The 21,795-nt window shown below is 60.4% G+C and carries 19 protein-coding genes; 4 read left to right on the top strand and 15 right to left on the bottom strand.

The window, feature by feature from the left end; all coding sequences use genetic code 11:
- Window positions 1-23: 23 nt before the first annotated feature.
- Window positions 24-1,349, top strand: coding sequence for an NAD(P)/FAD-dependent oxidoreductase (locus ACFQX9_RS09400; RefSeq protein WP_377787975.1), 1,326 nt, complete (start codon window positions 24-26; stop codon window positions 1,347-1,349).
- Between the two features lie 115 nt (window positions 1,350-1,464).
- On the top strand, window positions 1,465-1,941 hold the full coding sequence (locus ACFQX9_RS09395; RefSeq protein WP_018453188.1) for an Lrp/AsnC family transcriptional regulator: 477 nt from the start codon (window positions 1,465-1,467) through the stop codon (window positions 1,939-1,941).
- A gap of 93 nt (window positions 1,942-2,034) precedes the next feature.
- Here ACFQX9_RS09395 and ACFQX9_RS09390 read toward each other — a convergent pair whose 3' ends face one another.
- Window positions 2,035-3,411 carry an aspartate aminotransferase family protein gene (locus ACFQX9_RS09390; protein WP_026232478.1) on the bottom strand — a complete coding sequence of 459 codons (1,377 nt, stop codon included), beginning with the start codon at window positions 3,409-3,411 and terminating at the stop codon, window positions 2,035-2,037.
- Window positions 3,412-3,727: 316 nt separating this feature from the next.
- On the opposite strand from ACFQX9_RS09390, the gene ACFQX9_RS09385 reads away from it, so the two are divergent.
- A complete protein-coding gene (locus ACFQX9_RS09385; RefSeq protein ID WP_377787970.1) occupies window positions 3,728-4,417 on the top strand; it encodes a haloacid dehalogenase type II in 690 nt (229 codons plus the stop codon).
- Between the two features lie 240 nt (window positions 4,418-4,657).
- Here the strand turns inward: ACFQX9_RS09385 and ACFQX9_RS09380 are convergent, their stop codons facing one another.
- The 3 genes from ACFQX9_RS09380 to ACFQX9_RS09370 all read right to left on the bottom strand — a co-directional run bounded on the left by ACFQX9_RS09380 (window position 4,658) and on the right by ACFQX9_RS09370 (window position 7,651).
- Window positions 4,658-6,115 (bottom strand): NAD-dependent succinate-semialdehyde dehydrogenase, encoded by a 1,458-nt coding sequence (locus tag ACFQX9_RS09380; RefSeq protein WP_377787967.1) that lies wholly within the window; start codon window positions 6,113-6,115, stop codon window positions 4,658-4,660.
- A gap of 241 nt (window positions 6,116-6,356) precedes the next feature.
- Complete coding sequence (locus ACFQX9_RS09375) at window positions 6,357-6,713, bottom strand: cupin domain-containing protein (protein WP_377787963.1); 357 nt, start codon at window positions 6,711-6,713, stop codon at window positions 6,357-6,359.
- A 14-nt stretch (window positions 6,714-6,727) separates the two neighbouring features.
- Complete coding sequence (locus tag ACFQX9_RS09370) at window positions 6,728-7,651, bottom strand: 2-hydroxyacid dehydrogenase (RefSeq protein WP_377787960.1); 924 nt, start codon at window positions 7,649-7,651, stop codon at window positions 6,728-6,730.
- Between the two features lie 278 nt (window positions 7,652-7,929).
- On the opposite strand from ACFQX9_RS09370, the gene ACFQX9_RS09365 reads away from it, so the two are divergent.
- Window positions 7,930-8,808: a GNAT family N-acetyltransferase gene (locus ACFQX9_RS09365; protein ID WP_085361110.1), complete on the top strand. Its 879-nt coding sequence runs from the start codon at window positions 7,930-7,932 to the stop codon at window positions 8,806-8,808.
- 239 nt (window positions 8,809-9,047) lie between these two features.
- Here the strand turns inward: ACFQX9_RS09365 and gabD are convergent, their stop codons facing one another.
- The 11 genes from gabD to ACFQX9_RS09310 form a co-directional block, all read right to left on the bottom strand.
- The gene (gene gabD, locus ACFQX9_RS09360; protein ID WP_018453180.1) at window positions 9,048-10,526 is read right to left on the bottom strand and encodes an NADP-dependent succinate-semialdehyde dehydrogenase; all 1,479 of its coding nucleotides are present in this window, start codon (window positions 10,524-10,526) and stop codon (window positions 9,048-9,050) included.
- A 62-nt stretch (window positions 10,527-10,588) separates the two neighbouring features.
- A complete protein-coding gene (locus tag ACFQX9_RS09355) occupies window positions 10,589-11,515 on the bottom strand; it encodes an alpha/beta fold hydrolase (protein WP_377787956.1) in 927 nt (308 codons plus the stop codon).
- Between the two features lie 4 nt (window positions 11,516-11,519).
- Window positions 11,520-13,442 carry an acyl CoA:acetate/3-ketoacid CoA transferase gene (locus ACFQX9_RS09350; protein WP_368506981.1) on the bottom strand — a complete coding sequence of 641 codons (1,923 nt, stop codon included), beginning with the start codon at window positions 13,440-13,442 and terminating at the stop codon, window positions 11,520-11,522.
- Complete coding sequence (gene phaC / locus ACFQX9_RS09345) at window positions 13,442-14,563, bottom strand: class III poly(R)-hydroxyalkanoic acid synthase subunit PhaC (protein ID WP_377787952.1); 1,122 nt, start codon at window positions 14,561-14,563, stop codon at window positions 13,442-13,444. Before phaC ends, ACFQX9_RS09350 begins: the two co-directional genes overlap by 1 nt.
- Entirely contained in the window at window positions 14,560-15,234 is a 675-nt protein-coding gene (locus tag ACFQX9_RS09340) for a poly(R)-hydroxyalkanoic acid synthase subunit PhaE (RefSeq protein ID WP_085350831.1), read from the bottom strand. Before ACFQX9_RS09340 ends, phaC begins: the two co-directional genes overlap by 4 nt.
- Before the next feature lie 21 nt (window positions 15,235-15,255).
- Window positions 15,256-16,428 carry an iron-containing alcohol dehydrogenase gene (locus tag ACFQX9_RS09335; protein WP_085350782.1) on the bottom strand — a complete coding sequence of 391 codons (1,173 nt, stop codon included), beginning with the start codon at window positions 16,426-16,428 and terminating at the stop codon, window positions 15,256-15,258.
- Window positions 16,425-17,039 (bottom strand): adenylate kinase, encoded by a 615-nt coding sequence (locus ACFQX9_RS09330; RefSeq protein ID WP_026232477.1) that lies wholly within the window; start codon window positions 17,037-17,039, stop codon window positions 16,425-16,427. Before ACFQX9_RS09330 ends, ACFQX9_RS09335 begins: the two co-directional genes overlap by 4 nt.
- A gap of 21 nt (window positions 17,040-17,060) precedes the next feature.
- Entirely contained in the window at window positions 17,061-17,588 is a 528-nt protein-coding gene (ppa, locus tag ACFQX9_RS09325; protein ID WP_018453173.1) for an inorganic diphosphatase, read from the bottom strand.
- Entirely contained in the window at window positions 17,585-19,639 is a 2,055-nt protein-coding gene (acs, locus tag ACFQX9_RS09320) for an acetate--CoA ligase (RefSeq protein ID WP_377787947.1), read from the bottom strand. The genes ppa and acs overlap by 4 nt, the downstream gene beginning before the upstream one ends.
- Window positions 19,640-19,680: 41 nt before the next feature.
- Complete coding sequence (locus ACFQX9_RS09315) at window positions 19,681-20,049, bottom strand: phasin family protein (RefSeq protein ID WP_240544017.1); 369 nt, start codon at window positions 20,047-20,049, stop codon at window positions 19,681-19,683.
- A 73-nt stretch (window positions 20,050-20,122) separates the two neighbouring features.
- On the bottom strand, window positions 20,123-21,781 hold the full coding sequence (locus ACFQX9_RS09310; RefSeq protein ID WP_018453170.1) for an acetolactate synthase large subunit: 1,659 nt from the start codon (window positions 21,779-21,781) through the stop codon (window positions 20,123-20,125).
- Window positions 21,782-21,795: the final 14 nt, after the last annotated feature.

Raw genomic sequence — 21,795 nt, 5'->3', positions numbered from 1 at the left:
CAAACGCCGGGAGTCCTCGCTTCATGAGTGCGCCGCTCATCCATATTGAATCAAGCCCGTCTCTGCCTCAAGAGGCTGACGTCGTCGTCATTGGCGGCGGCGTGGTGGGCGTGTTCACGGCTTACTATCTCGCCCGCCGCGGCGTTAAGGTCGCCTTGCTAGAGAAGGGGCGTGTCGCCGCCGAGCAGTCCAGTCGCAATTGGGGATGGTGCCGTCAACAGAATCGCGACGCACGCGAGCTACCGATCGCCACCAAGAGTCTCGATCTTTGGGAGAGAGTAGCACAGGAGACCGGGGAAGACACGGGCTTCCGCCGCTGCGGGCTTCTCTATCTGTCGAATGACGAGAATGAGCTGACCTGCTGGGCGAAATGGCGCGATTTTGCAAAGACGGTCGGCGTTACGACACACATGTTGAGCACGAACGAAGCTAGCGAGAGAGGCAAAGCGACGGGCCGCAAATGGAAAGGCGGCGTCTCCTCTCCAACCGACGGAACGGCAGACCCTTCGAAGGCTGTGCCCGTGGTCGCGCGTGCGATGATGACGGCTGGCGGCACGGTGCACCAGCACTGCGCCGCTCGCGGCGTAGAGCTCCGTGCCGGCCGGGTGAACGGCGTAGTGACCGAAATGGGCACAATCCGGACCAACGCGGTGGTCATGGCAGGAGGGGCCTGGGCATCTTCGTTCTGCAACCAGCTCGGCATTCGCTTCCCGCAGGCGTCCGTGCGCCAGTCCATTCTCGCCGTGGCTCCTGGCGCGGCGGGTCTGCCCGACGCCCTGCACACCGCAGTCGTGTCGCTCACGCGGCGTGGCAGCGGCGGATACACGCTGGCGATAAGCGGGCGCGCGCGAGTCGATCCAACGCCGCAGCAATTCAGGTTCGCCCGCGAATTCGTGCCGATGTTTGCTCGCCGCTGGCGCAGTCTCGCCCCTGGAGCATTCGAGGGCATACGCCAAGGTCATGAATCCTGGGCGAAGTGGGCGCTCGATGAGACGACCCCGATGGAGCTGAACCGGACACTTAATCCCCGTCCCGACATGCGGCAGATTCGGCTGACACATAAAAGAGCTTGCGAATTGCTGCCTGAACTCCGTCGCGTCGCAATCTCCAATGTCTGGGCCGGCTATATTGACAGCACACCGGATGGCGTTCCCGCCATCGGTGAGGTGGGGGCGATTCCGGGCTTTATCCTTGCGGCCGGGTTCAGCGGACACGGTTTCGGGATTGGTCCCGGCGCAGGGCACCTGATCGCGGACATCATTACTGGTACTGCACCGATCGTCGACCCGCGTCCATACAGGCCGGAGCGGCTGAAAACGGGTGCCTGGGGCAAGGTCGCCGAGTTCTGAAAAGCAATCTCTCCGCCCGGTGGGAAAGGATGCTGGTTGGTGCTATGACAGTGCGTATGACGCTGAAGCCTCAAAGCCTTGACGCCGCTATGGCTCCCATCTCATGGCATTGCCTATGAAGCTCGATAAGATCGACATCAGGATTTTATGCGAACTGCAGAAGAACGGGCGGACTTCCAACGTCGAGCTCGCAGAGCTGATAAACCTTTCCCCGAGCCCGTGCCTGATGCGCGTCAAGAGGCTCCAGACGGAGGGCTTCATCACCGGCTATTCCGCCCAGATCGACGTCTCCAAGCTCGGACAAACTCTGACTGTGTTCGCCGAGATCACGCTCAAAAATCATCGCCAGATCGATTTCGCGCGCTTTCTCACGACCATCGAAAAGATAGATTCGGTCGTCGAATGTCATCTGGTTTCGGGCGGATATGACTACCTGGTGAAGTTTATCACAGCGGGAATCAGCGAATATCAAGCGCTGATGGAACGTCTCGTCGAGATGGATATCGGAATCGACAAATACTTCAGTTTTGTCGTGCTGAAGTCCCCGATCGTGAAATCCCATCTGCCTCTCGAAAGCATATTCAATAGCTGAAGAACAATCCTCCACCCCGGGGAGCATGGGCAGATCGCCGGGCCGGCGCTACGGCTCAGGCTTTTTCTGGCCTCGGAATGACAGGCGCAGTGATTATCCTTTCATCGCCGCGCGGACGTCCCTGTCTTCGAGGGTTTGGTCGAGCGTCATGCGAGTTCGTTCGATGATGCCGTCGATGTCCGCATCCGTGCAGCAGAGCGGGGGCGCAAGACCCAGCACGCCCTGGGCAAAGGCGCGGATGACGAGACCGTTGTCCCATGCGCGGTCGAATATGCGGCGCGCGGCGTCAGCTTCCGCCGGCAGGGGCGTCTTGCGCTCCTTGTCCGTGACGAGCTCGATTGCGGCCAGCATGCCGCGACCACGGACATCGCCGACAAGTGGATGATCGGCAAGCGCGCGAAGGCCTTCCATCAGGCGGTGCCCCGCCTTTCGGCCGTTTGCCAACAAGCCATTTTCGTAAAGATCCAGGCACGCGAGCCCGACCGCTGCACTGACGGGATGCGCGGAATAGGTGTAGCCGTGGCCGACGGCCGTCTTGCCGGCTCCGTCCGCAATCGTGTTGTAGACGCGGTCGGACATGAAAACGGCTCCCATCGGCACATAGCCCGACGTCAGACCCTTTGCGGTGGTCATGAAATCCGGCACGACGTCGTCTTCTTCGCAGGCGAAAAATGGGCCGACACGACCAAAGCCAGTGATGACCTCATCGACTACGAACAAAATATCGTTCTCCTTGCAAACGGCGTGCATGGCTTTCAACCAAGATGGCGGTGGCACGAGGACACCCCCTGATCCCTGAATTGGCTCGACGTAAAAAGCCGCAATGCGATCTGCGCCAAGTTCGGCGATCTTGGCTCGCAGGGCCGCGACCGACGCAGCAATGATAGCCTGAGGATGGGAACCGACAGGATTACGATAGGTATAGTGCGACGGAATTTTGTGCTGCCAGCTATAAGGTACCCCAAAGCCCGCATGAAAGGCGGGGATCGCGGTCAAGCCGGACCCTGCCGTCGACGATCCGTGGTAGCCATGCTCGACGGAAATGAACTGATCCTTCTGCGGCGTACCCTTGGCATGATAATAGTACCGAATAAATCGGATTGTGCTGTCGACGGCATCGGAGCCACCTAGCGTGAAGTAAACATGGTTCAGATCGCCAGGCGCCAATTCGGCCAACCTGGCGGCCAGCCGGATGGCCGGATCGGAGCCCAACCCGAAATAGCCCGTCGCGTAAGGCAGCTCGCGCAACTGCTTCGTGGCAGCTTCAACGATGCTCTCTTGTCCGTACCCGACGTTGACACACCACAGACCAGCAAACCCGTCGAGCAATTGATGTCCCGATGCATCGGTCAGGGTCGCGCCCTTCGCTGATCTTAACACCCGCACACCCAAGGCCTCGTGACCGCGATAGGATGAGACCGGGTGAACCAGATGTGCGCGGTCCAGCTCGATCAGCGAATTGCTCAACATTTCGGCCTCCATATCAACCCGAAACGCAAAGTAGGATATCGACGACAGCAGTTCCTCCCAAGCTGCGCCTGAGCCAAAGGAGTTTTGACTTTCGTTTTTGATCGACGCCGCATCTTATACCGCGGCGGCGTCCGCCGCGTGGCGGTGCTGTTCAACTCGAAAGGTTGCTTGGCGCAACTCTCTGCCAAGGCTTCGAGCCGACACGACACAATCTGCTTCCGGCTCCAGCGAAAGCGGCGCTTTATCTTACGCGATGCTCATTATGATGCTTGTCGTACTGGCACGCGGTGCCGAGAGGATTGGAGGATACCACGACATGACCGAGTTCCGACCGAAATATATCACTTTCGATTGCTACGGCACGCTGACGAATTTCGACATGGCCGGTGCGGCAAGGCGAGTCTACGGCTCCCAGCTTTCTGCCACGACGATGGCAAGTTTCATCAAGGATTTCGCCGCCTATCGCCTGGACGAAGTTCTTGGCGCGTGGAAGCCATACTTCGAGGTCGTGCATAATTCGGTAGAGCGCGCGTGCAAGCGCAACGGTGTCGTATTTCGGCCGGAGGATGCCCAGCGCATCAATGAAGAGATCCACACATGGGGTCCACACCCCGACGTCCCGGCGGGTCTGGCCAAAGTTGCCAGGGAGATTCCGCTGGTCATCCTGTCGAATTCCATGAAGAACCTCATCATGTCGAACGTCGAGAAGCTCGGCGCGCCCTTCCACACGGTCATCACGGCCGAGGAAACCGGCGCCTACAAGCCGCACATGAAAGGCTTTGAATACATGCTGGACAAGCTTGGCTGCGGTCCGGAAGATATCACCCACGTCTCATCCTCCTTCCGCTACGACCTGATGACAGCCTACGACCTGGGCATCAAGAGCAAGGTGTGGGTGAACCGCGGTCATGAGCCCGCGAATCCCTTCTATGAATACACTGAGGTCGCTGACATCGGCGAGCTCGCCGCCGCAGTCGGCTTGGAGCCCCTTCGAAGAAGTGCGTGAAGGCGTATCCTTTTCGGGCTCTTCGCGGCACGTAGAGCTTCGAAAATTTCAGTAGAGACTGTTGCGTGATGAATAAAGGGGGCGGTTTAACCGCCCCCTTTTTCTGTGTTCGAACTACTCATCCGACAAAATTGTGTTACTTCGCTGTTGAGGCATCATGCTGTTTACCCGCGCGGACGCGGTCCGCCGCAAAATCGAAGAACCCTTCGATTCCTCTCCTGAAACCAGGAATCGCCCCCCTTATTCCAATCCGCCGACATGAAGCGTTTTGATCTCAAGATATTCATCTATCCCGAGCTGGGACCCTTCGCGCCCCAGCCCCGACTGCTTTACACCGCCGAACGGCGCGACCTCGGTCGAGATCAGGCCCGTGTTCAGGCCTACCATGCCGAATTCCAGCGCCTCGGCAACGCGCCATGAGCGCTTGAGGTTTTCAGTATAGAAATAGGCGGCAAGGCCGAAGGGCGTGCCGTTCGCGATCGCGATCGCTTCGTCCTCCGTCTCGAAGCGGAAAAGCGGCGCGACTGGTCCGAACGTCTCTTCTGAGGCCAAGAGCATGTCAGTCGTTGCCTCACCGAGCACGACGGGGCGGGCATATTGCCTACCTTCCGGCATACGTTCGCTCTGCGAGATGATCCTCGCGCCTTTGTCCAGGGCGTCTGTGACGTGCCGCTTGATCTTTTCTATCGCCGCGCCATTGATCATTGGTCCGATTTCGATGCCTTCTTCGGTGCCGGCCCCGACCTTCATTTTCGCGACCCGGCTGGCGAGCCTTTTCGCAAAGGCACCGTAAACGCCGGATTGCACCAGAATGCGATTGCAGCAAACGCAGGTCTGTCCGCCATTACGAAACTTCGACGCAATCGCGCCCTCGACGGCCCGGTCAACATCGGCATCATCAAAGACGATGAACGGCGCGTTGCCGCCGAGCTCGAGGCTGAGCTTCTTGATGTTGGCGGCGGCGCCCTTCATCAGGAATGCGCCGACGCGAGTCGACCCGGTAAACGAGATCTTGCGGACAGTTTCATTGTCCATCAGTTCCTGGCCGATTTCCGCGGGCATGCCCGTCACGATATTAATCACGCCCGCCGGGATCCCTGCCCGCTGCGCAAGAACGCCGATCGCGAGCGCCGAAAACGGCGTAAATTCAGATGGCTTAATGACCACGGTGCAGCCCGCAGCAAGCGCAGGTGCCACCTTGCGCGTGATCATGGCGTTAGGAAAGTTCCAGGGGGTGATGATCCCGCAGACGCCTACCGGCTCTTTCAGCACCAGAATGCGGCGATCGACAGTGGGTGAAGGGATGGTCGATCCGTTGATCCGGCGTGTCTCTTCCGCAAACCATTTTACGAAGGATGCCCCATAGCGGATTTCTCCGAGCGATTCAGCAAGCGGCTTGCCCTGTTCCAGAGTCAGCAAGAGCGCCAGATCCTGCTCATGCTGCCGCATCAGCTCATACCAACGCTCCAAAAGTGCCGCGCGTTTTGCTTGAGTAGTCTTCTTCCAAGCTTTGAACGCATCAGCCGCAGCGTTGATTGCAGCCGCAGTCTCGTTACGCCCCATATCGGGGATGGTACCAAGGACGTTCTGGCTGGCAGGATCAATGACATTGACAGTGGCTTTCGCGCTCGCATCTCGCCAATTGCCGCCGATCAGCCCTTGCTGGCGAAACAGATCCTTGTCCTTCAATGCAATCATCTACATGTTCCTTGGCCTTCGGGCCCAACTCCGCCATTCCTGCTTGCCAACCGAGCAGGTCTGCACGACGAGAACGCTCTTGGATTTGCGACTGGCGAGCAAAGCCGGCTCATTTGAGCAATAAAGGCCGCACACCGCATTTTTCATCGAGAATTGCCTGACGGCGCTGAAGCCGGTCAGGCGCGACTTTGAAAGTCGATAGTTCTGTCAAGCCAGATTTCGACCGCTCTGAGCATTGCGCTCAGTCATAAGCGCTGACGTAGATCTTTCGCACGGTCTCGAGCGTGCGCCAGACGCCGACAAAGCCCGGTTTCATCACGAAGCTGTCGCCGCCGCGGTAAGTCCTGGTCTCACCACCCTTTTCCTCAATTTCGATGAGACCCGAGATGATGTGGCAGAACTCGTAAGTGGTGCCTTTGATGGAATGGGTCTCGCCGGGCGTTGCTTCCCAGACGCCGGTCAGCACCTTCTCGGCTTTGGAGGCGTCCTGCGCCCAGGTCTTGAAGGATGGATTGCCCGAAATGAGTCGTTCCGGAGCAGGCAAGGTGTTCTTTGGTGCGAAGTCCGGATTGGTATCGATAGTAATCAGAAGTGACATGGCATTATCCCTGGTTAATAGCCGAGTGTTCGATCAACAAGCCCGATCGGATTTTTTCCCGCGCGGTGGCGCCTGATGTTTTCTACGACGGATTGTGCCGCCGTATGCGGTTGCGTCACGGATGCGATGTGCGGCGTTATCATGACCTTCGGATGTGCCCAGAGCGCATGGCCTTCCGGCAGCGGCTCGGGGTCAGTGACATCGAGCATAGCTGCTGCAAGGCGGCCGCCGTCGAGCGCCTCGATGAGTGCGGCCTGATCGAGCTGCGGGCCGCGGCCGACATGCAGCAGTCGCGCTCCCATCGGCAAAAGCGAGAAGAGTTTTGCGTTCAGGAGGCCGCGGGTTTGCTCCGTCAGGGGCAGAAGACAGACGAGAATATCCGTTCCACTCAGGAAACTGCCCAGCTGATCGTCGCCATGAAAGCAGGTGACGCCCCCGACCACCTTTTTGCTGCGGCTCCATGCGGCAAGGGAAAATCCAAAGGGCTTGAGGCGATCGATTGCCGCTTGCGCCAGCATCCCAACGCCCATGAAACCCACGCGGCGTTCGGTCGCCTGTGGAGTGACAATATCTTGCCACTCGCCCCTTCTCTGCTGCTCCCGATATGCGAGCATCTCGCGATGGAGCGCCAGCACGCCAAGCACGACGTATTCCTGCATCATGCGTATGATGCCATCCTCGACCATACGCACCAGCATCACATGATCGGGTATGATCTCGGGCACGAACTGGTCGACTCCGGCACCGATCGAAAAGAGCACCTCCAAATTGCGATAACGCGAGACGTCGTCCGGCACGTTCCAGGTCAGCAGATACCGCACCTTTTCCGGGTCGATGCTTTTCCTACCCTGGTAGAATTCCAGATCGGGGAGCTCGCGCGCAAATATCTGGCGGAAAATTGCGCCCCGAGCGGCATCGGAATTGAAAAGAAACCCCATCGAGGGACCCTTCGTGTCACGCGGCGAGATGCTCGATGACTTGTTGGCGCGCAGCGAGCTCGCCGGACATCTACAGCCTAGCGGCAAGCAGAAGCTTTCTCTGCCGAATATCGGTGCGCTATATGCCGAACATTTCGAACACTTGCACCAAAACAGGTGAAACCTGCTGGCTTTCCGTGCAATGCTGCGGCAAACACGTCTGCTGTCGCAACTGGGCAGCAGGTTCATAAAGCACGACAAGCCATAGACGTTGGCATTCCGCGAAGGAATGAACTGAGATGGGACGATCCGTACGCCTGAAGTCCTTCGAATTGGTCGCGCGCGACATTCGAGACGTTGATGTGAAGCTGCTCCACGCGCTCTCGATTGCCGTCGGCTGGCCGCATCGGCCAAAGGACTGGGATTTCCTGCGCCGCGCCGGTCAGGGCATCGTCGCTGTTGACGGCATCGGGCGAGTTTTCGGAAGTGCGATGTGGTTCCCCCACGGACGCGAATTCGCCACCATCGGCCTGGTACTCACATCGCCGCGCACCCAAGCACAAGGTACCGGCCGATGGCTGATGGAACAGGTGTTCGAACGGTGCGAGGATCGGAATCTTGCCCTGAACTCGACCGATGCTGCCTATCATCTTTATCTGTCGCTCGGCTTCACCAAGGAAGCGGTCGTGTATCAGTGGCAGGGAGAGATCGTATCACCCCTTCCACCGACATCAGTTCTGGATGGCGAATTGAGGTCGGCGTCAGCCGAAACTCTCAATGAGATTGCGGCGCTGGATGAGCGCGCGTTCGGCACGAGCCGCCGGGAGCTGCTTGCTCTGCTTTCGGAAGGTGCGTCAATCTGTGTACTGCGCCGCGACGGCAAGACCGTCGGCTACTCCATGAAGCGCGAATTCGGGCGTGGTCACGTGATCGGTCCCATTGTCGCCAGCAATGATTATGACGCGATCCATCTCACGGCCGTGCATCTTAAGGATCTCACCGGCCGTTTCGCCCGCGTCGATACCCGGGAGCAGACGGGCCTGTTTGCTGACTATCTTCAGCAGAGCCGCCTCGCGATCAGCGAGACGGTCACAACCATGTCCAAGGGGCGGCGATTCCTCAACCGAAAGGAAAACGAGCCGTGGGTCTACGGATTGGCCGCTCACGCGTTGAGCTGAGCTGTGAAGCGAATTTTTAGTGGCGCCTGTCCCACGAATATAAATGATAACGACCACTTATTCGGCAACTTCGATTCCGGAGTGTCGGAAAAATTTTCGCGGCGAATTTCGATATTCCGAGCAACAAAACTAAACCGCTGAATGTTGCGACTATTCCCTACGTGGCCGCTCCCTCCCCATTCAAGCTACGGCCCGAAACGGTTTCCGCCCATGCGTTGTTCCGCGATGCCGGCAGCCGCTCAAGTGGCAGAACTCTGGATGATACCCATGCAGAGGTATTTGATTTCCAGATAGTCCTCGATGCCGTATTTCGAACCCTCACGGCCGTTGCCGCTCTCCTTGACGCCGCCGAACGGTGCAACCTCGGTCGAGATCAGGCCTTCGTTGATACCGACGATGCCGTACTCGAGCGCTTCGGCAACGCGCCAGACCCGTCCGATATCGCGGCCGTAGAAATAGGCCGCAAGTCCGAACTCGGTATCGTTCGCAAGGCGGATCGCTTCCTCTTCAGTCTTGAAGCGGAATACGGGCGCGACCGGGCCAAAAGTTTCCTCCCGGAAGATCAACATGTCCGGCGTGGCGTCCGCCAATACCGTCGGTTCAAAGAACGTGCGGCCAAGCGCATGGCGCTTCCCACCGATGGCGACGCGCGCTCCCTTGGAAACCGCATCGGAAACATGCTCTTCGACTTTCTCCACGGCGGCGATGTCGATCAGCGGACCAATCGCGACGCCGGGCTCGAACCCGTCACCGATCTTGAACGCACTAACCGCCTCAGCCAGACGCGAGACAAACAAATCGTAGATCTTGTCCTGCGCAAGGAAGCGATTGACGCAAACACAGGTCTGGCCGGCATTGCGGTATTTCGAAGCCATCGCGCCCTTGACCGCGGCATCGATGTCCGCATCGTCGAAGACGATGAACGGCGCGTTGCCGCCGAGCTCCATCGATGTCCGCTTCACCGTCGACGCGCTCTGCGCCATCAGCTTCTTGCCGATTTCGGTCGAACCCGTGAATGTCACCTTGCGTACGATCGGATTGGAGGTCATTTCGCCGCCGATCGCCGACGCCGAACCTGTGATGACGGACAGCACACCTTGAGGGACGCCTGCCCGCTCCGCCAGCAGCGCAAGCGCCAGCGCGGACAGTGGTGTCTGGCTTGCCGGCTTGACGACCATGGTGCAACCCGCCGCCAGGGCCGGGCCCGCCTTGCGCGTGATCATCGCGGCCGGAAAATTCCACGGGGTGATTGCGGCACAAACGCCGATCGGCTGCTTTAGCACGATGATGCGTCGGTCGGCCGTGAACCCCGGGATCGTATCGCCATAGACGCGTTTTGCTTCCTCGCCGAACCACTCGACGAAGCTTGCGGCATAGGCGATCTCGCCCTTGGCTTCAGCAAGCGGCTTGCCCTGCTCCGCCGTCATGATCGCACCGAGATCGTCCTGGTTCGCCATCATCAGATCGAACCAGCGTCGCAGGATCACGGCGCGCTCTTTCGCGGTACGGGCTCGCCACGCCGGTAGCGCAGCGTTGGCGAATTCGATCGCCCGCCGGGTCTCGGCCATCCCCATGTTGGGGACATGTCCGACCACGGCGCCGGTCGAGGGATTATCGACCGTGATGGTGGCGCCGTTATCGGCGGCTACCCACGCACCTGCCACCGGACAGGCATCGCGCAACAGGGTCGGATCTTTGAGCGTGAGTTTCGAAGCCATGATGAAGACAGCCAGGTTGGAATTAACACGTTATAATGCAATTCGGCATGAAGCATTCAGCGCTAAGTGGAGTCGTGGCCGCTCAGAAACTGCGTCACGACCTCGATCTGTTCGTCAGCGATCAGGGCCGGCGCATGCCCGCAGTCCGCGACGGTGTGAACGCGGACATTGCGATTGCGCCGCAGCATGTCCTTGAGGACGCCTTCGGAAAGCAAATCCGATTGCTGCCCGCGTATGACCAGAATGGGGACATCGATCGCATCCCAGTATTTCCAGAGATCGACGCTGTAGTGCCAAGGGTTTCGAAAGGCCTGAGCGATGTTCGCATCGCACAGCGGCTTGAAGCAGCGCCCCTCCACGCTCCAGGCCACGCTATGCGTTGTCAGATGCCGCCAGTGCACATCCTCCAATCGCCCGAAAGGCGCCAGAACCCGCCGGTAGTAGCCTTCGGCCTGTTCGATCGTCTCAAACGATTTGGGCGCCTCGTTGAGATTGGCACCGAGACGAAGCAATCCGGTCCAGGGCAGATAGGGTCCGATGTCGTTGATGACGATGCGACGGATCGGACTGCCCGGAAGGGCAGCCAGCACCATCCCGATCAAGCCGCCCAGCGACGTTCCAACCCAATCGATCTCCGTTGCACCAAGAGCTGCCATCAACACGGTCATGTCGCTGCAATATTGCGGCAAGGCATAGTCGCTGCTGTCGTGCAGCCGTTCGCTTTGTCCGCGGCCCGGCAAGTCCGGGCAGACGACCTGCCGCCCTGCCATTGCGAGAACTGCGGCGAGGTGATCGAAGTCCCGGCCGTTTCTGGTCAAGCCATGGACGCAGAGCACCGGCCGCACCGCGGGCGCGGGCCCCCAATCCGTGAATGCGATACGATGGAAGCTGCGCCGGGTCAGCCCGCGCACCGATCCGGTGCGGTCGGGCGCCCTCTGCCGTCCTTCAGGCCAGTCCGCGGGGCGCAACTCGGTGGATTTCAGCCCCATCGGTCTATTCGACAAACCGGTGGGCGTCGGCCGAGGTTTCGAAGATATGTGGCGCGACGTCGCGGCGGGCCAACGCGTCGCCGAGCTTCAGGCGCATGAATGCGCTGGTGGTGTAGCGCGAGGCATGATCGTAGCAGGTCCGCTCGACCTCGGCGGCCATTGAAAACCATTTCTCCGCCATATCGGGAGCGATGTAAGACGAATCGTAGTTGACGACTGCGGAAAACCGGCGTCCGACACGATGGAAGAGTTCGAGGATCGACGCCCGGATTACCTCGACGTCGGCATCTCTATGGACCCGATAGCCGTCAAGTCCGAGAAACAGCGTGTTGCGATCGGCATCGTACGACAGCCGCTCCGCCAGCGGCCGATTGAGCAGCCGGTCGTCGAGCTGCATCAGCGCTTCGCTGAACAGCGAAACGTCCATGGATTTCGGCGCGCGGACGATGGGCCGAAAGCCCATGAGCGCGAGAATGTCGCGCTGCATATCGATACCCGGCGCGATCTCGATCAGTTCGAGGCCTTCGGGAGTGAGGCGGAACACGCATCGCTCCGTCACATAGAGAACGGGCTGCCTGTTGGTTGCGGCAAGCTGGCCCGAAAACGTGATCTGATCCACCTTGTCGATGAATTTCGAGGACTTGCCTTCGCTGAGGATCTTGAGCTGACCATCCACGACCGACGTCTTGAGCCCACCGGTGGTGAAGGTGCCTGCGAAGATCAGCCGGCGCGCATTCTGGGATATGTTGATGAAGCCGCCGGCGCCGGCCAGACGGCCATTGAACAGGCTGACGTTGACGTCGCCGCGGCCATTGACCTGAGCCATGCCGAGACAGGCCAGATCGAGCCCGCCGCCGTCGTAGAAATCGAACATCTGGTTCTGGTCGATGATCGATTCTGCATTGATCGAAGCACCGAAATCGAGGCCGCCTTGCGGAATGCCGCCGATGATGCCGGGCTCGGCAGTCAGCGTCACAAAGTCGAACAGCTTTTCTTCGGCGGCAACCGAGGCGACTCCCTCCGGCATGCCGATGCCGAGATTGACCACGCCGCCCATCGGCAATTCCAGGGCGCAGCGGCGCGCAATGATCTTGCGGTTATCCAGCGCCATCGGAACATTGCGATCGGCCGGCGCGCGCAATTCGCCCGAAAATGCTCCGTTGTAACCAGTGGCATAGGTCTGGACATGGTTTTCGGGCTGCGCAACGACGACGCAGTCGATCAAGACGCTCGGAATTTTGACGTGACGCGGATTGAGCGAGCCGGAGGCGGCGATGCGCTCCACCTGCGCGATGACGAATCCCTTGCAGTTTTTGGCGGCCGTTGCCAGCGCCAGATTGTCGAGGGTCAACGCCTCTTTTTCCATCGAGATGTTGCCGTTGTGGTCGGCGGTGGTACCTCTGATGATCGCAACGTTGATGGGAAATGCCTTGTAGAACAGCCATTGTTCGCCGTCGATTTCGATCATCCGCACCAGCTCTTCGGTGGTGCGCGCATTCAGCTTTCCGCCACCATTGGCCGGATCGACGAAGGTGCCGAGCCCGACCTTGGAGAGAAGCCCGGCCTTGCGCCCCGCAATTTCGCGAAACAGATGCGATACGCATCCGAGCGGCAAGTTATAGGCCTCGACGTGATTGTCGACCGCCATCCGGGCGAGCTTCGGAACCAGGCCGAAATGTCCGCCGACCAGGCGTTTGATCAGGCCGGGATGCGCCAGGCGGTTGAGGCCGCGATCGGCGCCGTCTCCCGGCGCCGCCGCGAACACCAGCGAAAGGTCCCGCGGCTCTCCGGTCTGGACGAAGCGCCGCTCCAGCGCCTTGATGATTTCATCGGGCGTTCCCACGCCGACGAAGCCGGACGAGGCGACGGTGTCACCGGAACGGATGATGGCAACCGCCTCGGCGGCGTCGACGATCTTGTTGCGCATCAGGATTCACTTCCGGGATTGGCGTCGCGGGCGACCAGCCAGTCGGCGATGCTCTGGCTCAGCTTGCCCTGCGATTTGCTGGAGACGAACAGGCCGACATGGCCGCCGGGCAGCGGGATTTCGGTATAATCCGTGCTGCCTATCTTCGCTCCGAGCGCGCGCGAGCAGTCCGGCGGAATGATGTGGTCGTCCAGCGCAAAAACATTCAGCACGGGAGCCGTGATCGACTTCAGATCGACCCGGCGGCCGGACAGCTCAAAGCTGCCCTCCACCAGGCGGTTCTCCTGGTAGAGATCCTTCAGCCACTGCTTCGCCGCTCCGCCGGGATGATGCGGACGGTCCGCGAGCCACTTTTCCATGCGGAGGAAATTCATGAACTTGGCCTCGTCATCGACGACGTCGATGAGATCGACATTGTATTTCGTCAGTGAGCGCATCGGCGTCATCATCGAGAACACCGAGCTCATGAACTCGCCCGGCAGCACGCCGTAAGTATCGACCAGCTTGTCGATGTCATCAGGATCGAGGCTGCGGGTCCAAAGGTTGAGGAAGCCGTGGTGCGCGGCCTTGTCCTTGACATCGGCATGGAAGTCGATTGGGGTAATGGTGATGACGAGATTTTTGACCTTTTCCGGATGCAGAGCGGTGTAGCACGTCGTAAAGACGCCGCCTTCGCAGATGCCGAGCAGCGTGATCTTGTCATGGCCGGTTTCCTGCGCGATGCGGTCGACTGCGGCATCGATGTAGTCATCGACGTAATCATCAATTTTCAGCCATCGCTCTGTTCGGCCCGGCTGGCCCCAGTCGATCAGCCAGAGATCGAGCCCTTTTGAGAGAAGGCTGCGCACCAGCGAGCGGTCAGGCTGTAAATCAGCCATGGTATACCGCCCGATCAGGCCGTAGGCCAAAAGGACGGGCGTCTTCGCCGTCGCTTCTGCCATCGGCTCATAATGGAACAGCTCGACCTTGTCGCGGCGCATCACGAGATGCTTCGGTGTCGTGCCGATGGCGACGTCTTCATCCCGCGTATTGGCGATCAACTGTGTCGCCTTGAACATCTTCTCGGCGTTGGCCGCCATGTCACGGGCGAAGCGCGAGGTTTGGTTCTCCTGATCGCTCATCGTGCGGCTTCGCTCTTCTGGTCGCGGATCTGGCGGGCGAGCGTACGGACTTCTCGGCGGAGTTCGGTCAATTGCTGCGTCACGTCGTCGAAATCCTTGCGGGTCGGCAGCCCCAACATGGCTGACGCGGCCTCAGCGACATCATCCTGCCGGCTCCGTAACTTCAATCCCGCCTGCAGCAGTTCCTTCTGAGCTTGCAAGAAGCCGTCGGTGCGCTGATTCCGGATCAGTTCCTCGTTGGAGATTTCGCTCCATTTGGCGAACGCCTCGCGCCACTCCGGATGCGGGGAGCCATCGCTACCGGTGGCGGACATCGTCTCGTAAAACCGCTTCGACGCTTCATGCCATGGAGCGGCAGCAACCGCATTGTAGCTCGCAAGCCGCTGGCGCATCTCGATCCAGGCCCCAAAGGCCAACGCCATTTTCCGGTCGATGTCCCAGACGTCGGCCAGCCGCGGCCCCTGCGCCATCCGCTCGATCGCCGCCGACAGTTCGTTGCCGTCGCCAAAACCACCCGACTTTTCCGACAGACGCGCCAGCATGAACGGTGCCATCGACCCCGACCACGCCTCGACCATGCGGTTCGAGGATTCGGCCATCGTCTGCCACAGCTTCGCCCATTCGAGGCCGGGATCGGAATCAGCGGAAGCCGATTTGTCGTTCTCGCTCATGCTGCTCACTCTTTGTGCCGCTCAGGCCGCCGCGCGGTTGCCGAACGCCTCGGTGTAGATCGCCAGCGCATCGTCGAAGCTCAATTCCCGCGGATTGTTCACGAGAAGCCGCGTCTGCTTCATCGCATCCTCGGCGAGCTTCTTCAGGTCGCCCCTCGCGATGCCGACATCGGCCAGCGAGGCCGGCACGTTGCAATCCCGGCAGATCGCCGCGATCGCATCGACGAACAGCCGTGCCCGCTGGCTGACGCTCATTCCTTCCGATTTGGGATCGACGATCGGCGCCAGTTCGGCGTAGAGGCCTTCCGCCTCCGGCAAATTGAACCGCAGCACCTGGGTCAGCACCAAGGCATTCGACAGGCCATGCGGCACGTGGAACAGCGCGCCGATCGGATAGGCCAGCGCGTGCACGGCGGCGACCGGGGAATTGGCGAACGCCATGCCGGCCAGCATCGAACCCAGCAGCATTTGCGACCGCGCTTCGAGATTAGATCCGTCCGCACAGACCGTCCGGACATTCGCCGACAGCAGGGCGAGAGCCTGCCGTGCCAACTGGTCCGACATCGGATTCTTCCGGTGCTTGCTGGTATAGGCTTCGATCGCATGGACCATGGCGTCGATGCCGGTCGCCGCGGTGACATGCGCGGGCAGGCCGAGCGTCAGCTCCGGATCAAGGATCGCCCAATCCGGAAGCAGGCGGGGCGCAACGACGCCCTTTTTCTCGGTCGTCGGCGTGGTGACGATCGCAATCGGGGTCACCTCCGAGCCCGTTCCGGCCGTTGTCGGCACCAGCAGCAGCGGAAGGCGTTCGCCCTTGGCAAGGCCGACGCCGTAGATATCTTCGAGGCGATCAGGCGTTTTGGCCAGATAGGCCACCAACTTCGCGGTATCGAGCGCGCTGCCGCCGCCGATTGAGGCAACCAGCTCGATGTCCTTGTCACGACACAGTGCGACCGCTCGCTCGATGATATGCGACGGCGGATCCGCCTCCACATCTTCGAATATCGTCAGTTCGCAGCCGCCGGCAACCAGGCCAGCCTCGGCGTTTCTGGTCAGGCCTGCATTGCGTACGCCCTTATCCGTGACCAGCAGAACACGTTTTGCCCCGTATCCAGCGACCAACTCCGCCAGCTTTTTCGATGCGCCTGCCTCGAACAGGATGTTGGGGGGTGCCTGGAAGGTAAACGCTTTCATCTGACATCACTCCTGATCTGATCGGACGTTACTGCCGCAAGCGCCGCGGCGAGCTGTTCGGTCACGGCGTCAATCGGCTGCAAACCGTCGACGACGTTGAGCAGTCCCTGCGACCGGTAGTATTCCGTGACCGGCGCGGTTTGCTCGCGATAAACGCCGAGCCGGGTCTTGAAGACCTCGGGATTATCGTCGCGGCGCACCGGCTCGCCTCGGCTTGCCGCATCGTCGGCGCGCCCTTTGATGCGGTCGAGCAGCGCATCTTCGTCGACCTCGAGCTCAAGCACCGCATCGAGCTTGATGCCCCGGGTGGCGAGTTCCTGATCGAGCGCTTCGGCCTGCGCGACCGTGCGCGGGAAGCCGTCAAGGATAAAGCCGCTTACCGCATCGGAATGGTCGATACGATTAGCGATCACCGATACCACGACGTCGTCGGGCACAAGTTCACCCCGATCCATGATGTGCTTGACGCGCAATCCCGCAGCCGTGCCTTCCGCAACCGCCTGGCGCAGCATGTCGCCGGTCGACAATTGCGGGATCGCAAATCGAGTGACGATCCTCGTCGCCTGCGTGCCCTTACCTGCGCCTGGCGGCCCCAACAGAACCAGTCTCATATCATTGCCCATATCTCGGTTTCAGCTCTTTGCCCGCGCGATGGCCTCGACGATCAGCCGGCGCGCTTCGGCACTGTCGCCCCATCCGATCACCTTCACCCACTTCCCCGGCTCCAGATCCTTGTAGTGTTCAAAGAAGTGCTGGATCTGCTCGATCGCGATCTGCGGCATGTCGGCGATCCCGTTGACGTGTGCGTAGCGCATCGTCAGTTTCGGCATCGGCACGGCGATGATCTTCTCGTCGCCGCCGCCCTCGTCATCCATCTTGAGCACGCCGATCGGCCGCACATTGATTATGGCGCCAGGAGCGATCGGCCGCGAATTGGCCACGAGCACGTCGATCGGATCCCCATCGTCCGAAAGCGTGTGCGGAACGAAGCCGTAATTTCCGGGATAGCGCATCGGCGTATACAGGAAGCGGTCGACGAACAGCGCGCCCGCCGCCTTGTTCATTTCGTATTTGATCGGTTCACCGCCGATCGGAACCTCGATGATGACATTGACGTCCTCCGGGGGATTGTCGCCGATCGAAATCGCGTCGATATTCATTTCCGCGCCGCCTTTTGGCTATGGCGGTTTTTGATGAGATCATCGACCACCGCCGGATCGGCCAGGGTTGAGGTGTCCCCGAGCGCGCCGACTTCGTCCTCGGCGATTTTGCGCAGAATACGACGCATGATCTTTCCAGAGCGGGTCTTGGGCAGGCCCGGCGCAAACTGAATGACATCGGGTGCGGCGATCGGTCCGATCTCCTTGCGGACCCAGGCCACTAGTTCCTTGCGCAACTCTCCGGAGGGCTCCGCATCCGACATCAAGGTGACGTAGGCGTAGATGCCCTGCCCCTTGATGTCGTGCGGAAAACCGACAACAGCGGCTTCGGAAACCTTCTGATGTGCGACGAGCGCGCTTTCGACTTCGGCTGTCCCCATGCGATGACCGGATACGTTGATGACGTCGTCGACGCGGCCGGTGATCCAGTAGTAGCCGTCGGCGTCGCGCCGGCAGCCATCGCCGGTGAAATACTTGCCCGGATAGGTCGCGAAGTAGGTCTGCATGAAGCGCTCGTGGTCGCCGTAGACCGTGCGCATCTGGCCTGGCCAGGAATCGGCAATGACGAGATTGCCTTCGCATGCGCCGGTCAGCACGGCACCACTTGCGTCCACCACTTCCGGCATCACTCCGAAAAACGGCAGGGTTGCCGAACCGGGCTTCAAAGCCGTCGCGCCGGGAAGCGGCGAGATCAAGATGCCGCCTGTCTCGGTCTGCCACCAGGTATCGACGATCGGACAACGTCCATCGCCGACCACGCGGTGATACCAATCCCACGCTTCCGGATTGATCGGCTCGCCCACCGAGCCGAGCAAGCGCAGCGACGCACGGCTGGTCTGTTTGACCGGCTCTTCCCCCGCACCCATCAACGAACGGATCGCGGTCGGCGCGGTGTAGAAGATGTTGACCTTGTGTTTGTCGACGACCTGCCAAAAGCGCGATGTTGAGGGATAGTTCGGGATCCCCTCGAACATCAGCGTGGTCGCGCCGTTGGCCAGCGGCCCATAGACGATGTAGCTGTGGCCGGTGACCCAGCCGACATCGGCGGTGCACCAGTAGATGTCGCCGTCGTGATAGTCGAACACATACTGGTGCGTCATCGACGCAAAAACGAGATAGCCACCCGTGCTGTGAACGACGCCCTTTGGAGCACCGGTTGAACCCGACGTGTAAAGAAGGAATAGCGGATCCTCCGCGTTCATTTCGACCGGCGCGCAGTCGGCCGAGGCCTTTGCCACCTCGTCCGCGTACCAGACGTCGCGGCCGTCGACCCAGTCGATGCCACCGCCGGTGCGCTTGACCACGATCATCGTCTTCACGATGCCGGCCACCTTCTTCAGCGCATCGTCGGCATTGACCTTCAGCGGTACCTTGCGCCCGCCGCGCAGCCCCTCATCGGCGGTGACCAGGACTTTGGACTGGCAGCCCTCGATACGTCCGGCCAGGGCATCCGGCGAGAACCCGCCGAACACGATGGAATGGACCGCCCCGATTCGCGCGCAGGCGAGCATGGCATAGGCGGCTTCCGGAATCATGGGCAGGTAGATCGTGACGGTGTCGCCTTTCTTCACACCGTGACTTTTCAGGACATTCGCGACACGACAGACCTGATCGTGCAACTCCGCGTAGGTGATATGCCTGGATTCGGCGGGATCGTCGCCCTCCCAGATGATCGCGACCTGACCGGCACGCCGGGCAAGATGCCGGTCGATGCAGTTCATCGCCACATTCGTGGTGCCGTCCTCGAACCACTTGATCGAGACCTTGCCGGGCGCAAAGGAGGTATTCTTCACCTTCGTGAACGGCTTGATCCAGTCGATCCGCTTGCCATGCTCCGCCCAGAAAGCATCCGGCGTCGACACCGACGAAGCATACATGCTGCTGTATTTCGCAGCGTCAGCATGAGCCCGCCGTGCCCAGCCGGCCGGCACGTCATGGATCAGCGTATCTGACTTTTCCGTGCCCACCTTGGAGCCTCCCCGACGCACTGCGATGCGATTGTCTTGATCGGACGATGCACCGTCCGCGCTCGGAACGCGTGCAGGCAACATCCTGTGATCAGCGATTTGATTTCGCTCTGAGGCGACCGGCGCTACTTATTCAGGTCAACAGTCGACGGCTGGTTCACTGCACTTGCAAGCTCGCGAAACTGCGCGTTCATTTTTTCCATCTGCTCCTTGAGATGGCTCTGATAAACTGCACCCATTTCCTGCGGGTCCTTGGCATGCAACAGCCGTTGCGCAAGCTCGAAGCCCGAAGCCACATTTTCCTCGGCGAACGCGACGGCTCTTTCGTTCATCTCCTTCGCCGCCGAATAGGTTGAGCGAACGCTGGAATCGGCCTTCTCTCTCAACTTCTGGGATTCGGTTATGTATTTCGACACAGCCTCTTTCGCCTTGTCCAGCGTGGTCTGCGCCATTTCCCGCATCTTCTCAGCCTGCTCGTTGATCTGCTCACTCATTGCACTCTCCATTGCCGGCGCTTGCGACCACGCCAATTTCAGCTCAGCTCATCAATCGGCCCTCGCCGACGGCTCACACGGTCGGCTCAATAACCTGCTTCAGCTTCTCGCGAAGTTCATCCACGAGCACGCGGGTATTTTCGCTGTAGTCGATCGGCACGACGACGAGGTGCACACCGCCACCTTTGAAAGCGTTTTCGAGCGTCGGAATCAACGAATCCGTGCTTTCGACCCGCGAGCCTTTCGCGCCGTAGCTCTCGGCGTATTTGACGAAATCCGGATTCCCGAACGTGAGGCCAAAGTCCGGGAAACTATCGACCGCCTGTTTCCAGCGGATCATGCCATAGGCCGAATCTTCCAGGATCAGCACGACGAGATTCAATTTAAGGCGAACCGCGGTTTCCATCTCCTGCGAATTCATCATGAAGCCGCCGTCGCCGCAGACCGCGAGCACGCGGCGTTCCGGATGCAGCATCGCCGCCATCATGGCGGATGGCAGCCCGGCGCCCATTGTCGCGAGGGCATTGTCCAGCAGCAGCGTGTTCGCCACATAGGTGCGGTAGTTGCGGGCGAACCAGATCTTGTACATCCCGTTATCCAGCGCGACGACGCCGTCTTCAGGGATGACCTTTCGCACATCGTGCACGATGCGTTGCGGCGTCGGGGGCCAACGGTCCTCGGTCGCGCGATCGCCGATCCGGGCCAGGATACTTTCGCGAAGGCTTAACAGCGCGCCGGCATGATGCAGCCGCCCCTCGAGACGATCGGCCAGCAACTCCAGGCTCGGTCCAACATCGCCGACCACTTCGCACTGCGGAAAGTAGACCCGCTCCACGTTGGCCGGCGTGTAGCTGACGTGGATGACTTGAGGACCTTTGGGGCCCATGATGAAGGGCGGCTTTTCGATGGTGTCGTGACCTATGGCAATAATCAGATCGGCTCGGTCGACCGCTTCATGAACGTAATCGCGCTCGCTGAGTGCAGCCGTCCCCATGTAGAGGTTGCTGCCGCCGGGTACCGTTCCCTTGCCCATTTGTGTGGTGAAGAACGGAATTTTCGTGCGGCGGACGAAGCCGCCGATGCCGGCCGTGCTGCGCGGCCGGGACGCGGCGGCGCCGAGCATGATCAAGGGCCGCTTGGCCTTGAGGATCATGTCGGCAGCGCGATCCAGCGAGGCACGATGGGCGACCGGGATCTCGATCGGATGCGGCGCCACCATCGCGACGTCTTCGGATTCCTCGCCCGCGATGTCCTCGGGCAGTTCCAGAAGAACCGGACCCGGACGCTCTTCCATGGCGATCCGGAAGGCATCGCGAACGATTGTCGGAATGCCGCTTGTGCTGACGATCTGGAGCGACAGCTTGGTCAACGGTTTGAAAGCGCTAACCACATCGACGATCTGGAATTTGGCCTGTCGGCTGCTCATGATGCCCTTCTGGCCCGTGAGCATGATCATGGGCATGGCGCCGAGCAGCGCGTAGGCGGCGCCAGTCGTCAGGTTCAATGCGCCAGGGCCAAGCGTGGTGATGCACACGCCGGGCTTGCCGGTCAGCCGTCCATAAGTCGCGGCCATGAAGGCCGCGCCCTGCTCGTGGCGTGTCAGGATCAGCTTGATCGACGAGTTGCGCAAGCTTTCCACGACATCGAGGTTCTCCTCGCCGGGAACGCCGAAAATTCGGTCGACGCCCTCGTTCTCGAGTGCGGCAACCAACAAATCTGATCCCTTGGCCATCAGCGCGTCTCTCC

The organism is Bradyrhizobium sp. GCM10028915 (assembly GCF_042666195.1).
GTDB classification, from domain to species: domain Bacteria; phylum Pseudomonadota; class Alphaproteobacteria; order Rhizobiales; family Xanthobacteraceae; genus Bradyrhizobium; species Bradyrhizobium canariense_D.
The sequence above is the reverse complement of the archived record's forward strand: the minus strand, read 5'-3'. Positions and strand labels throughout refer to the sequence as shown.

Coding starts and splice junctions, on each gene's coding strand:
- ACFQX9_RS09400 (WP_377787975.1), top strand. CDS start 24: ATGAGTGCGCCGCTCATCCATATTGAATCAAGCCCGTCTCTGCCTCAA.
- ACFQX9_RS09395 (WP_018453188.1), top strand. CDS start 1,465: ATGAAGCTCGATAAGATCGACATCAGGATTTTATGCGAACTGCAGAAG.
- ACFQX9_RS09390 (WP_026232478.1), bottom strand. CDS start 3,411: ATGTTGAGCAATTCGCTGATCGAGCTGGACCGCGCACATCTGGTTCAC.
- ACFQX9_RS09385 (WP_377787970.1), top strand. CDS start 3,728: ATGACCGAGTTCCGACCGAAATATATCACTTTCGATTGCTACGGCACG.
- ACFQX9_RS09380 (WP_377787967.1), bottom strand. CDS start 6,115: ATGATTGCATTGAAGGACAAGGATCTGTTTCGCCAGCAAGGGCTGATC.
- ACFQX9_RS09375 (WP_377787963.1), bottom strand. CDS start 6,713: ATGTCACTTCTGATTACTATCGATACCAATCCGGACTTCGCACCAAAG.
- ACFQX9_RS09370 (WP_377787960.1), bottom strand. CDS start 7,651: ATGGGGTTTCTTTTCAATTCCGATGCCGCTCGGGGCGCAATTTTCCGC.
- ACFQX9_RS09365 (WP_085361110.1), top strand. CDS start 7,930: ATGGGACGATCCGTACGCCTGAAGTCCTTCGAATTGGTCGCGCGCGAC.
- gabD (WP_018453180.1), bottom strand. CDS start 10,526: ATGGCTTCGAAACTCACGCTCAAAGATCCGACCCTGTTGCGCGATGCC.
- ACFQX9_RS09355 (WP_377787956.1), bottom strand. CDS start 11,515: ATGGGGCTGAAATCCACCGAGTTGCGCCCCGCGGACTGGCCTGAAGGA.
- ACFQX9_RS09350 (WP_368506981.1), bottom strand. CDS start 13,442: ATGCGCAACAAGATCGTCGACGCCGCCGAGGCGGTTGCCATCATCCGT.
- phaC (WP_377787952.1), bottom strand. CDS start 14,563: ATGAGCGATCAGGAGAACCAAACCTCGCGCTTCGCCCGTGACATGGCG.
- ACFQX9_RS09340 (WP_085350831.1), bottom strand. CDS start 15,234: ATGAGCGAGAACGACAAATCGGCTTCCGCTGATTCCGATCCCGGCCTC.
- ACFQX9_RS09335 (WP_085350782.1), bottom strand. CDS start 16,428: ATGAAAGCGTTTACCTTCCAGGCACCCCCCAACATCCTGTTCGAGGCA.
- ACFQX9_RS09330 (WP_026232477.1), bottom strand. CDS start 17,039: ATGAGACTGGTTCTGTTGGGGCCGCCAGGCGCAGGTAAGGGCACGCAG.
- ppa (WP_018453173.1), bottom strand. CDS start 17,588: ATGAATATCGACGCGATTTCGATCGGCGACAATCCCCCGGAGGACGTC.
- acs (WP_377787947.1), bottom strand. CDS start 19,639: ATGTTGCCTGCACGCGTTCCGAGCGCGGACGGTGCATCGTCCGATCAA.
- ACFQX9_RS09315 (WP_240544017.1), bottom strand. CDS start 20,049: ATGAGTGAGCAGATCAACGAGCAGGCTGAGAAGATGCGGGAAATGGCG.
- ACFQX9_RS09310 (WP_018453170.1), bottom strand. CDS start 21,781: ATGGCCAAGGGATCAGATTTGTTGGTTGCCGCACTCGAGAACGAGGGC.